The sequence below is a fragment of the Vibrio sp. QJM3NY_35 genome (assembly GCF_057785915.1).
In genome coordinates this window covers 3,044,542-3,057,360 of sequence record NZ_CM173507.1, presented here as the reverse complement: position 1 = coordinate 3,057,360, position 12,819 = coordinate 3,044,542, and the positions used below count along the sequence as shown (strand labels likewise).

Here is a 12,819-nt window from a genome sequence, read left to right as displayed (position 1 = left end):
ATGGGTCAGAAAGTACATCCTAATGGTATTCGTCTTGGCATCGTTAAGCCTTGGAATGCTACATGGTTTGCTAATACCAACGAATTCGCTGACAACCTAGACGGCGACTTCAAGGTACGTCAGTTCCTTACAAAGGAACTACAAAAAGCATCATTATCTCGTATCGTTATCGAGCGTCCAGCTAAGAGCATCCGTGTGACTATTCACACTGCTCGTCCTGGCGTTGTTATCGGTAAGAAAGGTGAAGACGTAGAGAAGCTACGCGCAGCTGTAGCTAAAATCGCAGGTGTACCAGCGCAAATTAACATCGCTGAAGTACGTAAGCCTGAGCTAGATGGTCAGCTTGTAGCTGATAGCATCGCGTCTCAACTAGAGCGTCGTGTTATGTTCCGTCGTGCAATGAAGCGTGCGGTACAAAATGCTATGCGTCTAGGCGCTAAAGGCATCAAAGTACAAGTAGGCGGCCGTCTTGGCGGTGCTGAAATCGCACGTTCTGAGTGGTACCGTGAAGGCCGTGTGCCTCTACACACTCTACGTGCAGACATTGATTACGCAACTTCTTCGGCTCACACTCAATACGGTGTGATCGGCATTAAAGTTTGGATCTTCAAAGGTGAGATTCTAGGCGGTATGCCAGCTGCTAACGCAGTAGAGCCAAAAGGCGATAAGCCTAAGAAGCAGCGTAAAGGCCGTAAGTAAGGAGTCGAACGATGCTACAACCAAAACGTACTAAGTTCCGCAAGGTTATGACTGGTCGTAACCGTGGTCTAGCTAAAGGTACTGAAGTAAGCTTCGGCGAATTCGGTCTTAAAGCTGTTGGCCGTGGTCGTCTGACTGCACGTCAAATCGAAGCGGCACGTCGTGCTATGACACGTCACATTAAGCGTCAAGGTCAAATCTGGATCCGTGTATTCCCAGACAAGCCGATTACTGAAAAGCCTCTTGAAGTTCGTCAAGGTAAAGGTAAAGGTTCAGTTGCGTACTGGGTTGCTCAAATCCAACCAGGCAAAGTTATGTACGAGATGAATGGCGTACCTGAAGAGTTGGCACGTGAAGCGTTCCGCCTAGCGGCACGTAAACTGCCTGTTAAAACTACTTTTGTAACTAAGCAGGTGATGTGATGAAAGCACAAGATCTACGCGAAAAGAACGTTGAAGAGCTTAACGCTGAGCTATTGAATTTGCTACGTGAACAGTTCAACTTGCGCATGCAAGCTGCAACTGGTCAACTACAGCAAACTCATACTCTAAAAGCTGTACGCCGTGACATCGCACGTGTGAAAACTGTTTTGACTGAAAAGGCAGGCGCATAATGAGCGAAACTAACCGCATCCAGCAAGGCCGTGTAGTAAGCGACAAGATGGACAAGTCTATCGTTGTTGCTATTGAACGCACTGTAAAACACCCAATTTACGGTAAGTTCATCAAACGCACGACTAAAGTACACGCACACGACGAAGACAACACTTGTGGCCTAGGCGACAAAGTTGAAATCGCTGAGTGTCGTCCTCTGTCTAAGACTAAGTCTTGGACATTGGTTAAAGTTCTAGAAAAAGCGAAGATTTAATCTTTGTAATTCTATAACTTATAAGCGGCTCCAAATAATTTTTTGGAGCCGCTTGTTTTTTGTCTACCCAATTTAAAAAAAGGGTGGTACAATTCGCGTCCCTTTTAAAGAGGCAGCCCGACCCGAGAGGGTCTAGTTTTAATATTTAGCGGAGCACTAACAATGATCCAGATGCAAAGTACACTTGACGCAGCAGATAACTCTGGCGCGCGCAAGGTAATGTGTATTAAGGTTCTGGGTGGCTCTCACCGCCGTTATGCACATATCGGTGACGTCATCAAGGTTACAGTGAAGGAAGCGATTCCTCGCGGTAAAGTAAAAAAAGGTGATGTTCTGAAGGCGGTAGTAGTGCGCACCCGTAAAGGCGTTCGTCGCCCAGACGGTTCTGTCATTCGCTTCGACAGTAATGCTTGTGTATTGTTAAATGACACTACTGAGCAACCAGTCGGCACACGTATCTTTGGTCCTGTGACTCGTGAACTTCGTAACGCGAAATTCATGAAGATTGTATCACTAGCACCTGAAGTTCTGTAAGGAGCGGCAATATGGCAGCTAAAATCCGTCGTAATGACGAAGTAATCATTCTTGCTGGTAAAGATAAAGGCAAGAAAGGTAAAGTAACTAAGGTTCTGACAACTGGTAAAGTTATCGTTGAAGGCATCAACCTTGTTAAGAAACACCAAAAGCCGGTTCCGGCTCTAGGTCAACAAGGTGGCATCGTTGAACAAGAAGCAGCTATTGATGCTTCTAACGTTGCTGTTTTTAACGCGGCTACTGGTAAAGCAGACCGTATCGGTTTCCGTATCGAAGATGGCAAGAAAGTTCGTTTCTTCAAATCTAACGGCGAAACTGTTTCTAACTAATTAGAAGTAATTTGGAGTTCTACTATGGCGAAACTGCATGATTACTACAAGTCGTCTGTAGTCGCTGAGCTTACCAAAGAGTTCAGCTACACAAGCGTCATGCAAGTCCCTAGGATTGAGAAAATCACCCTAAACATGGGCGTTGGTGAAGCAATCAACGATAAGAAACTGCTAGAAAACGCAGCAGCTGATATGGCAACGATCTCTGGTCAAAAGCCACTTATCACTAAAGCGCGTAAATCTGTAGCTGGTTTCAAAATTCGTGAAGGCTACCCAATTGGTTGTAAAGTAACCTTGCGTGGTGAGCGCATGTGGGAATTTTTAGAGCGTTTAATCTCTATCGCACTTCCACGTGTACGTGATTTCCGTGGTGTTAGCGCTAAGTCTTTTGACGGTCGCGGTAACTACAGCATGGGCGTTCGCGAGCAAATCATCTTTCCGGAAATCGACTACGATAAAGTCGATCGCGTCCGCGGTCTTGATATCACTATCACGACTTCTGCGGGTTCCGATGAGGAAGGCCGAGCTCTGCTGGCTGCCTTTAACTTCCCATTCCGTAAGTAAGGGTAGGGTTACTGTTATGGCTAAACAATCAATGAAAGCACGTGAAGCTAAACGTGCAAAACTAGTAGCTAAGTTCGCTGAAAAGCGTTCTGCGCTAAAAGTTATCATTAGCGATGTAAACGCATCTGAAGAAGATCGTTGGAATGCGGTTCTTAAACTGCAATCTCTTCCACGTGATTCAAGTGCATCACGTCAGCGCAACCGTTGCAACCAAACTGGTCGTCCACACGGTTACCTACGTAAATTCGGTCTAAGCCGCATTAAGGTTCGTGAAGCTTGCATGAAAGGCGAGATTCCGGGTCTTCGTAAGGCTAGCTGGTAATTGCCACTTAATCATTTGGAGTAAATCTTATGAGCATGCAAGATCCGATTTCGGATATGCTGACCCGAGTTCGTAACGGTCAGGCAGCAAACAAAGTTGCTGTAAAAATGCCTTCTTCAAAGCTTAAAGTTGCAATTGCTGCATTACTTAAAGCTGAAGGTTACATCGTAGACTTCGCTGTTAACAGCGAAGCAAAACCTGAGCTAGAAGTTACTCTTAAGTACTTCCAAGCTAAACCTGTAATCGAGCAAATCAAGCGTGTATCACGTCCTGGTCTAAGAGTTTATAAAAATAAAGACTCTTTACCTACAGTGATGGGTGGTCTTGGTATTGCAGTTGTTTCTACTTCCAAGGGTCTGATGTCTGACCGTGCTGCTCGTAAAGCAGGTCTTGGCGGTGAAATCATCTGTTACGTAGCTTAAGGAGTAGATTATGTCTCGTGTTGCTAAAGCACCTGTCGCTATTCCAGCTGGCGTAGAGGTGAAACTAAACGGCCAAGAAGTTACTGTAAAAGGTAGCAAAGGTGAGCTTACTCGCGTTCTTAACAGCGCCGTAGTTATTGCACAGGAAGAAACCAACCTAACTTTCGGTCCGAAAGAAGGTGTTACTAACGCATGGGCACAAGCTGGTACAGCTCGCGCTCTAGTTAATAACATGGTTGTGGGTGTTACTGAGGGCTTCACTAAGAAGCTAACTCTTAAGGGTGTTGGTTACCGTGCTGCTATGAAAGGCAACTCTGTAGCTCTAACACTTGGTTTTTCTCACCCAGTAGAGCACGCTCTACCTGAAGGTATTAAAGCTGAGTGCCCTAGCCAAACTGAGATCATCATTACTGGTTGCGATAAGCAAGTAGTAGGTCAAGTTGCGGCTGACATTCGTTCTTACCGTGCTCCTGAGCCTTACAAAGGCAAAGGTGTTCGTTACGCAGATGAAAATGTGCGTACTAAAGAAGCTAAGAAGAAGTAAGGTATCACTATGGATAAGAAAGCATCTCGCATCCGTCGTGCTACACGTGCACGTCGTAAGATTGCAGAACTTGGTGCAACTCGCCTGGTAGTACACCGTACTCCTCGCCATGTTTACGCACAAGTTATCGCGGCAAACGGCTCTGAGGTTATCGCAGCTGCTTCTACTGTAGAAAAAGCGATCCGTGAGCAAGTTAAGAACACTGGTAACGTTGATGCAGCTAAAGCAGTTGGTAAAGCTGTTGCTGAGCGCGCTCTTGAAAAAGGCGTAGCTTCAGTTGCATTCGATCGTTCTGGTTTCCAATACCACGGTCGAGTAGCGGCGCTAGCAGATTCTGCTCGCGAAGCTGGTCTGAAATTCTAAGGTAGGGTTGGAAGATGGCTAAAGAACAACAACAAGCTAATGATTTGCAAGAAAAGCTGATCGCAGTTAACCGTGTATCTAAGACGGTTAAAGGTGGTCGAATCATGAGCTTCACTGCACTAACAGTAGTTGGTGACGGTAATGGTCGTGTAGGTTTCGGTTACGGCAAAGCTCGTGAAGTACCTGCTGCGATTCAAAAAGCAATGGAAAAAGCGCGCCGTAACATGGTTACAGTATCGCTTAACGAAGGCACTCTTCACCACCCGGTGAAAGGTCGTCATTCGGGCTCTAAAGTTTACATGCAGCCAGCTGCAGAAGGTACAGGTGTTATTGCCGGTGGTGCAATGCGTGCTGTACTTGAAGTTGCGGGCGTACATAACGTACTTTCTAAAGCATACGGTTCAACGAACCCGATCAACATCGTTCGTGCAACGATTGGTGCTCTAGTAGACGTTAAGTCACCAGAAATGGTTGCTGCTAAACGTGGTCTAACTGTTGAATCTATTTCGGAGTAAGCACACGATGGCAACTATTAAAGTAACTCAAACTAAAAGCTCAATTGGTCGCCTACCTAAGCACAAAGCGTGTCTTAAAGGTCTAGGTCTTCGTCGCATCAACCATACAGTAGAACTTGAAGATACTCCGTGCGTACGCGGTATGATCAACAAGGTTTACTACATGGTTAAGATTGAGGAGTAATCAGAATGCGTTTGAATACTCTATCACCGGCTGCTGGCTCTAAACCTTCTAAGAAGCGTGTAGGTCGTGGTATCGGTTCTGGCCTTGGTAAAACAGGTGGCCGCGGTCACAAAGGTCAAAAGTCACGTTCTGGCGGCTCTGTTCGTCCAGGTTTTGAAGGCGGTCAAATGCCTCTAAAACAACGTCTACCTAAATTCGGTTTCACTTCTCGTAAGAGCCTAGTGTCTGCTGAAGTTCGTCTAGCTGAGCTAGCGAAAGTAACAGGTGACGTAGTTGATCTTAACAGCCTTAAAGCTGCTAACGTTATCACTAAGAACATCGAATTTGTTAAGATCGTTCTTTCTGGTGACCTAAGCAAAGCTGTGACTGTTAAAGGTCTACGCGTGACTAAAGGCGCTAAAGCTGCAATCGAAGCTGCAGGCGGTAAAATCGAGGAATAATCTCGAGGAACGAGGTACAGATGGCTAAGAAACCAGGACAAGATTTTCGTAGTGCTCAGAGCGGCTTAAGTGAACTAAAGTCGCGCTTATTATTCGTAATTGGTGCACTTTTAGTATTCCGAGCCGGCTCTTTTGTGCCGATCCCTGGTATTGACGCAGCTGTACTTGCCGATTTGTTCGATCAGCAAAAAGGTACCATCGTTGAAATGTTTAACATGTTCTCCGGTGGTGCTCTTGAGCGTGCATCTATATTAGCATTGGGTATCATGCCGTACATTTCGGCATCGATCGTAGTCCAATTGCTAACTGTAGTTCATCCAGCGTTAGCGGAACTCAAGAAAGAGGGTGAAGCAGGCCGTCGTAAGATAAGCCAATATACACGCTACGGCACGCTTGTACTTGCAACATTCCAAGCTATTGGTATCGCAACAGGCTTACCAAACATGGTCGACAATCTGGTTGTTATCAACCAAACCATGTTTACGCTTATTGCTACCGTGAGTTTAGTAACTGGTACCATGTTCTTAATGTGGTTAGGTGAACAAATCACTGAGCGAGGAATCGGTAATGGTATTTCCATTCTGATTTTTGCAGGTATTGTTGCTGGATTGCCTTCTGCAATCGGTCAAACAATCGAGCAAGCGCGTCAAGGTGAATTGCATGTGCTTCTTCTGCTGTTGATTGCTGTATTGTCTTTTGCTGTTATTTACTTCGTAGTTTTCATGGAGCGTGGTCAACGTCGTATCGTCGTTAACTATGCGAAACGTCAACAAGGTCGTAAAGTTTTTGCAGCACAAAGCTCTCACTTGCCTCTTAAGATTAATATGGCAGGTGTTATTCCAGCGATTTTTGCATCGAGTATTATTTTGTTCCCAGGAACATTAGCACAGTGGTTTGGTCAAAATGGTGAAAGCAGCGCGTTCGGTTGGTTAACTGACGTGTCATTAGCTCTTAGCCCAGGTCAACCTTTGTATGTAATGCTTTATGCAGCAGCTATAATCTTCTTCTGTTTCTTCTATACAGCGTTGGTGTTTAACCCACGTGAAACAGCTGATAACTTGAAGAAGTCTGGTGCATTCGTACCCGGTATCCGCCCAGGTGAGCAGACAGCGAAATATATCGATAAAGTGATGACTAGACTAACCCTTGCGGGCGCTCTATACATTACTTTTATATGTCTGATTCCTGAGTTCATGATGGTCGCGTGGAACGTTCGTTTCTACTTTGGCGGCACATCACTACTAATCGTAGTGGTAGTTATCATGGATTTCATGGCACAGGTACAGACTCATCTGATGTCACAACAGTATGATTCTGTGTTAAAGAAAGCGAATCTGAAGGGTTACGGCCGTTAATTCGGTGGTAACAATTTCGATTCCATTTACGGAGTTTAGCAATGAAAGTTCGTGCTTCCGTTAAAAAAATCTGCCGTAACTGTAAAGTTATCAAGCGTAACGGTGTCGTTCGCGTGATTTGCAGTGAGCCAAAGCATAAGCAACGCCAAGGCTAATTAGCAGAAATTTTTACTTGAAATACAAGGTAGAGTCGAGTATATTCCTCGGCCTACCTTTTGCGTGCAAAAGAAGTAGTATGCCGCAGCGTATCCATAACGGGCTTTGCTGCGGATAATTCTTTTATGAACCCCTTAGGAGTGAATAATGGCCCGTATAGCCGGCATTAACATTCCTGATCATAAGCATTCTGTAATTGCACTTACTGCAATCTACGGTATCGGTAAAACTCGCTCTCAAGCTATTCTAGCTGAAGTGGGTATTGCTGAAGATGCTAAGATCAGTGAACTAACTGAAGAGCAGATCGATCAACTGCGTGATGGTGTAGCTAAGTACACTGTAGAAGGTGATCTACGTCGTGAAGTATCGATGAACATCAAGCGTCTTATGGACCTTGGCTGTTACCGCGGTCTTCGTCATCGTCGCAGTCTACCACTACGTGGACAGCGTACTAAAACCAACGCTCGCACCCGTAAGGGTCCGCGCAAGCCGATCAAGAAATAGTCGGATAAGGTAGAGTACAATGGCAAAACAACCAACTCGCGCGCGTAAGCGCGTACGCAAGCAAGTAGCTGATGGCGTAGCGCACATTCATGCTTCTTTCAACAACACAATCGTAACTATCACTGACCGTCAAGGCAACGCTCTTGCATGGGCTACAGCAGGTGGTTCAGGTTTCCGTGGTTCTCGTAAATCTACTCCGTTCGCAGCACAAGTTGCAGCTGAGCGTTGTGGTGAAATGGCTAAAGAATATGGCCTAAAGAACTTGGAAGTTATGGTTAAGGGTCCAGGTCCAGGTCGCGAATCTACTGTTCGTGCACTGAACGCTGCTGGTTTCCGTATCACTAACATTGTTGATGCGACACCAATCCCTCATAACGGTTGTCGTCCACCTAAGAAACGTCGCGTTTAAGTTTCGTTTCTAGGAATATTGGAGAAAGATCATGGCAAGATATTTGGGTCCTAAGCTGAAGCTTAGCCGTCGCGAAGGTACTGACTTATTCCTTAAGTCTGGTGTCCGTGCGATCGATACCAAGTGTAAAATTGATAACGCACCAGGTGTACACGGCGCTCGTCGCGGTCGTCTATCTGAGTATGGCGTTCAGCTTCGTGAGAAGCAAAAAGTTCGTCGTATCTACGGCGTTCTAGAAAAACAATTCCGCAACTACTACAAAGAAGCTGCACGTCTTAAAGGCAACACAGGTGCAAACCTGCTTCAGCTTCTTGAAGGTCGTCTTGATAACGTAGTTTACCGTATGGGCTTTGGCGCTACTCGTGCTGAATCTCGTCAACTAGTTAGCCACAAGTCTATTCTAGTTAACGGTAAAGTTGTAAACGTTCCTTCTTTCAAAGTAGCGGCAAACGACGTTGTTTCTATCCGCGAGAAAGCTAAACAGCAATCTCGTATTAAAGCGGCTCTAGAAGTTGCTGAACAACGTGAAAAGCCAACTTGGATTGAAGTAGATGCTGGCAAAATGGAAGGTACATTCAAGCGTATGCCTGAGCGTTCTGACCTATCAGCTGACATCAATGAACACTTGATCGTCGAACTTTACTCTAAGTAAGGTTAAAAAAAGAGAGGACACAATGCAGGGTTCTGTAACAGAATTTCTTAAGCCGCGTCTTGTTGACATTGAACAGATCAATACGACACACGCGAAAGTAACTCTTGAGCCATTAGAGCGCGGTTTCGGCCACACTCTAGGTAATGCTCTTCGCCGCATTCTTCTATCTTCTATGCCGGGTTGTGCCGTAACAGAAGTTGAAATTGAAGGTGTGCTACACGAATACAGCACTAAAGAAGGCGTTCAGGAAGATATCCTGGAAATCCTTCTAAACCTTAAAGGTTTGGCTGTACGCGTTGCTGAAGGCAAAGATGAAGTGTTTATTACACTGAACAAATCAGGCTCAGGCCCTGTTGTTGCAGGTGACATCACCCACGATGGTGATGTAGAGATCGCTAACCCTGAGCACGTAATTTGTCACCTAACGGATGACAACGCTGAGATCGCTATGCGTATCAAAGTAGAACGTGGTCGTGGTTACGTTCCAGCTTCAGCTCGTATCCATACTGAAGAAGATGAGCGTCCTATCGGTCGTCTACTAGTTGACGCTACTTACAGCCCGGTTGATAAAATCGCTTACGCTGTAGAAGCGGCACGTGTAGAACAACGTACTGATTTAGACAAGCTTGTTATCGATATGGAAACGAACGGTACTCTAGAACCTGAGGAAGCAATCCGTCGTGCAGCTACTATTTTAGCTGAACAACTGGATGCGTTCGTAGATCTTCGTGATGTACGTGTACCTGAGGAGAAGGAAGAGAAGCCAGAATTCGATCCTATCCTACTACGTCCTGTAGACGATCTTGAACTAACAGTTCGCTCTGCTAACTGTTTGAAAGCAGAAGCGATTCACTACATCGGTGATCTTGTACAGCGCACTGAGGTTGAGCTACTTAAAACGCCAAACCTTGGTAAGAAATCTCTTACAGAGATTAAAGATGTGCTTGCTTCACGTGGTCTTTCTCTAGGCATGCGTCTAGAAAACTGGCCACCAGCGTCAATCGCTGAAGATTAATCGAAAAGTTAGAAGGATTAGGTCATGCGCCATCGTAAAAGTGGTCGTCAACTCAACCGCAACAGCAGTCATCGCAAAGCGATGTTCAGCAACATGGCTAGCTCTCTTGTTCGTCACGAAGTTATTAAAACTACCGTGCCTAAAGCAAAAGAACTACGTCGCGTAATTGAGCCATTGATTACCCTAGCTAAGACAGACAGTGTTGCTAACCGTCGTCTTGCATTTGCTCGCACTCGTGATAACGAAGTTGTGGCAAAACTATTTAATGAACTAGGCCCGCGTTTCGCGGCTCGCCAAGGTGGTTACACTCGCATTCTTAAATGTGGTTTCCGTACTGGTGATAAAGCTCCAATGGCTTACATTGAGCTTGTAGACCGCCCAGCTGCTGAAGAAGCTGCTGAGTAATCTATACTAGATTCTTAATACAAAAGCCGAGCGTTCGCTCGGCTTTTTTGTGTCTGTAGAACACGGAATAGATAATCGAAATTGCACCATGATGTTTGGCACTTTTTGCTTGTCTTGTCTGCGCCATTTTTCAAAAATATCTCGTATCTCGTATCTCGTATCTCGTATCTCGTATCTCGTATCTCGTATCTCGTATCTCGTATCTCGTATCTCGTATCTCGTATCTCGTATCTCGTATCTCGTATCTCGTATCTCGTATCTCGTATCTCGTATCTCGTATCTCGTATCTCGTATCTCGTATCTCGTATCTCGTATCTCGTATCTCGTATCTCGTATCTCGTATCTCGTATCTCGTATCTCGTATCTCGTATCTCGTATCTCGTATCTCGTATCTCGTATCTCAAATCCCTTTTCTTCCACGCACAAAAAAGGGCACCGAAGTGCCCTTATTAGATTTTGAGCTAGCTATTAATAACTAACGCTTATTGCCAAACAGCTGCAAGCGAATCCATCAGGCCGCTCGTCGCACCTTGTGACTGCAATGCTTGCAGAATGATTGGCGCAAATGTTGTAACCATTGATGGATCCATACCTAATCCAGAAAATGCGCTTTCAACTGCACCTTGTGAGCTTAATAGCGATGATAGACCTGTAGACTCAAGGCTCGACATACCCGGAATTAGTGTCGCGAGTTCTTTGTTGTCGGCCGAGCCAAGTGAGTTTTGTGCAAGGGCTAACATTGAACCGATACCGCCAATAGCTTGATCGCTGGTAACAGAAGCTTGGTCGGCAACGGTATCTGCAAGCGGCGTTGTTTCGTTTTGTTGAGACCACATATTCACTGCTGCCATTAGTGCAGTTTGGGATAGTTGGGAATAGTTAGTATCTGATGATGAACTGGTTTGTTCAGAGTCACTAGTGCTAGCGCAAGAGACAACAGCAAGGCTGCTTAAAACTGTGATGAGTACTTTCTTCATTATTCGTCCTTAAGTAATAAAGTAATTTACTCTTTCACTATAAACGAAAAACGGCGATGTAGTCACATCGCCGTTGAATTATTTCAATTTTATTTGCCTATAGTATTTTGTTTTACTAAAGGTTTTTATAAAAATTAAAGAATAGCTAGAAGTTCTACTTCGAATACTAGAGCAGCAAATGGTGGGATTGCAGCACCTGCGCCACGCTCACCGTATGCTAGATCTTGAGGGATGTATAGCTTCCACTTAGAGCCAACAGGCATCATTTGTAGAGCTTGTACCCAACCTTGAATTACGCCAGTTACTGGGAATTCAGCAGGTTGACCGCGAGATACAGAGCTGTCGAAAACAGTACCGTCAGTTAGTTCGCCGTGGTAATGAACACGTACTTGCTTGTCTGCAGTAGGGATTTCGCCAGTACCTTCAGTTAGTACTTCGTACTGAAGGCCAGACTCAAGAACTGTTACTTCTGAACGAAGAGCGTTGTCAGATAGGAAAGCTTCGCCGTCAGCAGCTGCAGCTTTAGCTAGTTCTTGACGTGCAGCTTCACCACGAGTGTGTAGCTCTTGTAGTGCGTTGTTGATTTCGTCAACTTCGATAGCTGGCATGTCACCAACTAGAGCTGTTGCGATACCAGCAGCGATTGCGTCAACGTTTAGGCCTTCAAGACCAGAACCAGCAAGTTGTTGGCCCATTTGTAGACCGATACCGTAGCTAGCTTTTTGCTCTACAGTTTCAAATTTTACTTCAGACATGAAAAGTCACTCTTTTTGTCAGTACGAAAAAGGTAAGAATACCAGTATTAGCAGCGTGAAGAAACGGCTAGTCCCTGATCACTTGCGCTTTACCGTGCCCAAATCACAGCCATGTCAATTTTCTCGCTTTGGGCCTTGTTGTGACGGAAAGATCTATACTGTTGGTACTTTGGTTTTTATACTGTAGTTATTCAATGTATAGGACGCAGTGGTATGAATCGTCGTCAAAAGAAAAAACAGAAAGTTGACCACTTAGCAGAATTCAAGGATCGACTGAATCAGGTCAAAGAGAAATTGAGTTCGATCGATGTGAAGAAAATGAAAACCTCGACAGCGCAAACTTGGGGCTCATTGCCGAAGTTACACCAAAGACTGTTGATGGTGATTTCTCCGATCGTACTGATATTACTTTTTGTGCCGCTACCAGAACCTAAAGTAGATGCTACGCCAGCAACATCGCGCGTTGAGCTTGAGATAAACACCGTTGGCTTAAGCGAACAGCAAAATGCCAAGAGCAACTCATCAGAGCTGAGTAACAATAATTGGCAAGAGTACCTTGTTAAGCAAGGTGATACCTTGGCTCAGGTTTTTCGAAACAACGATCTACCACTGTCTGATTTAAATGCGCTAGTGCGTATTGAAGGAGCAGACAAGCCACTCAGTCAGATCCGTAAAGGTCAGCTTGTTCGATTTAAGCTGGCCGAGACTGGGCAGCTTGATATCCTTCAGCTAGAAAAGGGCAATACATCAGTAATGTTCTTCCGCTTGTCCGATGGTGGTTTTGGTCGTAGTAAATAAGTGCAGGCTT

Annotated in this window: 24 protein-coding genes; 22 read left to right on the top strand and 2 right to left on the bottom strand. The window is 45.2% G+C overall.

Annotated features, from left to right (window positions below; all coding sequences use genetic code 11):
- The 21 genes from rpsC to rplQ all read left to right on the top strand — a co-directional run bounded on the left by rpsC (position 1) and on the right by rplQ (position 10,279).
- Positions 1 to 699, top strand: coding sequence for a 30S ribosomal protein S3 (gene rpsC, locus AC3CH3_RS13875; RefSeq protein WP_004736734.1), 699 nt, complete (start codon positions 1 to 3; stop codon positions 697 to 699).
- 11 nt (positions 700 to 710) lie between these two features.
- Positions 711 to 1,121 (top strand): 50S ribosomal protein L16, encoded by a 411-nt coding sequence (rplP, locus tag AC3CH3_RS13870; protein ID WP_004736736.1) that lies wholly within the window; start codon positions 711 to 713, stop codon positions 1,119 to 1,121.
- Positions 1,121 to 1,312, top strand: a complete 192-nt coding sequence (gene rpmC, locus AC3CH3_RS13865) for a 50S ribosomal protein L29 (RefSeq protein ID WP_004736737.1) — start codon at positions 1,121 to 1,123, stop codon at positions 1,310 to 1,312. Before rplP ends, rpmC begins: the two co-directional genes overlap by 1 nt.
- Positions 1,312 to 1,566, top strand: a complete 255-nt coding sequence (gene rpsQ / locus AC3CH3_RS13860) for a 30S ribosomal protein S17 (RefSeq protein WP_004736739.1) — start codon at positions 1,312 to 1,314, stop codon at positions 1,564 to 1,566. The genes rpmC and rpsQ overlap by 1 nt, the downstream gene beginning before the upstream one ends.
- A gap of 162 nt (positions 1,567 to 1,728) precedes the next feature.
- Positions 1,729 to 2,100 carry a 50S ribosomal protein L14 gene (gene rplN, locus AC3CH3_RS13855; RefSeq protein ID WP_004736740.1) on the top strand — a complete coding sequence of 124 codons (372 nt, stop codon included), beginning with the start codon at positions 1,729 to 1,731 and terminating at the stop codon, positions 2,098 to 2,100.
- Between the two features lie 11 nt (positions 2,101 to 2,111).
- Complete coding sequence (gene rplX / locus AC3CH3_RS13850; RefSeq protein ID WP_004738792.1) at positions 2,112 to 2,429, top strand: 50S ribosomal protein L24; 318 nt, start codon at positions 2,112 to 2,114, stop codon at positions 2,427 to 2,429.
- Positions 2,430 to 2,453: 24 nt separating this feature from the next.
- Entirely contained in the window at positions 2,454 to 2,993 is a 540-nt protein-coding gene (rplE, locus tag AC3CH3_RS13845; RefSeq protein WP_004738790.1) for a 50S ribosomal protein L5, read from the top strand.
- Positions 2,994 to 3,009: 16 nt separating this feature from the next.
- Complete coding sequence (gene rpsN / locus AC3CH3_RS13840; protein WP_004738789.1) at positions 3,010 to 3,315, top strand: 30S ribosomal protein S14; 306 nt, start codon at positions 3,010 to 3,012, stop codon at positions 3,313 to 3,315.
- Positions 3,316 to 3,344: 29 nt separating this feature from the next.
- On the top strand, positions 3,345 to 3,737 hold the full coding sequence (gene rpsH, locus AC3CH3_RS13835; protein WP_017061309.1) for a 30S ribosomal protein S8: 393 nt from the start codon (positions 3,345 to 3,347) through the stop codon (positions 3,735 to 3,737).
- 10 nt (positions 3,738 to 3,747) lie between these two features.
- Positions 3,748 to 4,281: a 50S ribosomal protein L6 gene (rplF, locus tag AC3CH3_RS13830; RefSeq protein WP_017063712.1), complete on the top strand. Its 534-nt coding sequence runs from the start codon at positions 3,748 to 3,750 to the stop codon at positions 4,279 to 4,281.
- Positions 4,282 to 4,290: 9 nt separating this feature from the next.
- Positions 4,291 to 4,644 carry a 50S ribosomal protein L18 gene (gene rplR, locus AC3CH3_RS13825; protein ID WP_048605977.1) on the top strand — a complete coding sequence of 118 codons (354 nt, stop codon included), beginning with the start codon at positions 4,291 to 4,293 and terminating at the stop codon, positions 4,642 to 4,644.
- Between the two features lie 14 nt (positions 4,645 to 4,658).
- Positions 4,659 to 5,159 carry a 30S ribosomal protein S5 gene (gene rpsE / locus AC3CH3_RS13820; RefSeq protein ID WP_017061307.1) on the top strand — a complete coding sequence of 167 codons (501 nt, stop codon included), beginning with the start codon at positions 4,659 to 4,661 and terminating at the stop codon, positions 5,157 to 5,159.
- Between the two features lie 7 nt (positions 5,160 to 5,166).
- Positions 5,167 to 5,343, top strand: a complete 177-nt coding sequence (gene rpmD, locus AC3CH3_RS13815) for a 50S ribosomal protein L30 (protein WP_004736756.1) — start codon at positions 5,167 to 5,169, stop codon at positions 5,341 to 5,343.
- A 5-nt stretch (positions 5,344 to 5,348) separates the two neighbouring features.
- Positions 5,349 to 5,783: a 50S ribosomal protein L15 gene (gene rplO, locus AC3CH3_RS13810; RefSeq protein WP_004736758.1), complete on the top strand. Its 435-nt coding sequence runs from the start codon at positions 5,349 to 5,351 to the stop codon at positions 5,781 to 5,783.
- Positions 5,784 to 5,803: 20 nt separating this feature from the next.
- On the top strand, positions 5,804 to 7,138 hold the full coding sequence (gene secY / locus AC3CH3_RS13805) for a preprotein translocase subunit SecY (protein WP_004738781.1): 1,335 nt from the start codon (positions 5,804 to 5,806) through the stop codon (positions 7,136 to 7,138).
- Between the two features lie 41 nt (positions 7,139 to 7,179).
- On the top strand, positions 7,180 to 7,293 hold the full coding sequence (gene rpmJ, locus AC3CH3_RS13800) for a 50S ribosomal protein L36 (protein ID WP_000868186.1): 114 nt from the start codon (positions 7,180 to 7,182) through the stop codon (positions 7,291 to 7,293).
- Between the two features lie 148 nt (positions 7,294 to 7,441).
- On the top strand, positions 7,442 to 7,798 hold the full coding sequence (gene rpsM, locus AC3CH3_RS13795) for a 30S ribosomal protein S13 (protein WP_004738779.1): 357 nt from the start codon (positions 7,442 to 7,444) through the stop codon (positions 7,796 to 7,798).
- Between the two features lie 19 nt (positions 7,799 to 7,817).
- Positions 7,818 to 8,207, top strand: coding sequence for a 30S ribosomal protein S11 (rpsK, locus tag AC3CH3_RS13790; protein WP_004738778.1), 390 nt, complete (start codon positions 7,818 to 7,820; stop codon positions 8,205 to 8,207).
- Between the two features lie 31 nt (positions 8,208 to 8,238).
- Positions 8,239 to 8,859 (top strand): 30S ribosomal protein S4, encoded by a 621-nt coding sequence (rpsD, locus tag AC3CH3_RS13785; protein ID WP_004738777.1) that lies wholly within the window; start codon positions 8,239 to 8,241, stop codon positions 8,857 to 8,859.
- Between the two features lie 22 nt (positions 8,860 to 8,881).
- Positions 8,882 to 9,874, top strand: coding sequence for a DNA-directed RNA polymerase subunit alpha (locus AC3CH3_RS13780; protein WP_004729813.1), 993 nt, complete (start codon positions 8,882 to 8,884; stop codon positions 9,872 to 9,874).
- A gap of 24 nt (positions 9,875 to 9,898) precedes the next feature.
- A complete protein-coding gene (gene rplQ / locus AC3CH3_RS13775; RefSeq protein ID WP_004729812.1) occupies positions 9,899 to 10,279 on the top strand; it encodes a 50S ribosomal protein L17 in 381 nt (126 codons plus the stop codon).
- Positions 10,280 to 10,761: 482 nt separating this feature from the next.
- On the opposite strand, the gene AC3CH3_RS13770 is transcribed toward rplQ, so the two are convergent.
- Both AC3CH3_RS13770 and bamJ read right to left on the bottom strand, forming a co-directional pair.
- Complete coding sequence (locus tag AC3CH3_RS13770) at positions 10,762 to 11,256, bottom strand: DUF2780 domain-containing protein (RefSeq protein ID WP_488537349.1); 495 nt, start codon at positions 11,254 to 11,256, stop codon at positions 10,762 to 10,764.
- 134 nt (positions 11,257 to 11,390) lie between these two features.
- Complete coding sequence (bamJ, locus tag AC3CH3_RS13765; protein WP_017107729.1) at positions 11,391 to 12,011, bottom strand: BamJ family beta-barrel-assembly machinery protein; 621 nt, start codon at positions 12,009 to 12,011, stop codon at positions 11,391 to 11,393.
- A 213-nt stretch (positions 12,012 to 12,224) separates the two neighbouring features.
- On the opposite strand from bamJ, the gene AC3CH3_RS13760 reads away from it, so the two are divergent.
- Positions 12,225 to 12,809 (top strand): LysM-like peptidoglycan-binding domain-containing protein, encoded by a 585-nt coding sequence (locus AC3CH3_RS13760; RefSeq protein WP_488537348.1) that lies wholly within the window; start codon positions 12,225 to 12,227, stop codon positions 12,807 to 12,809.
- Positions 12,810 to 12,819: the final 10 nt, after the last annotated feature.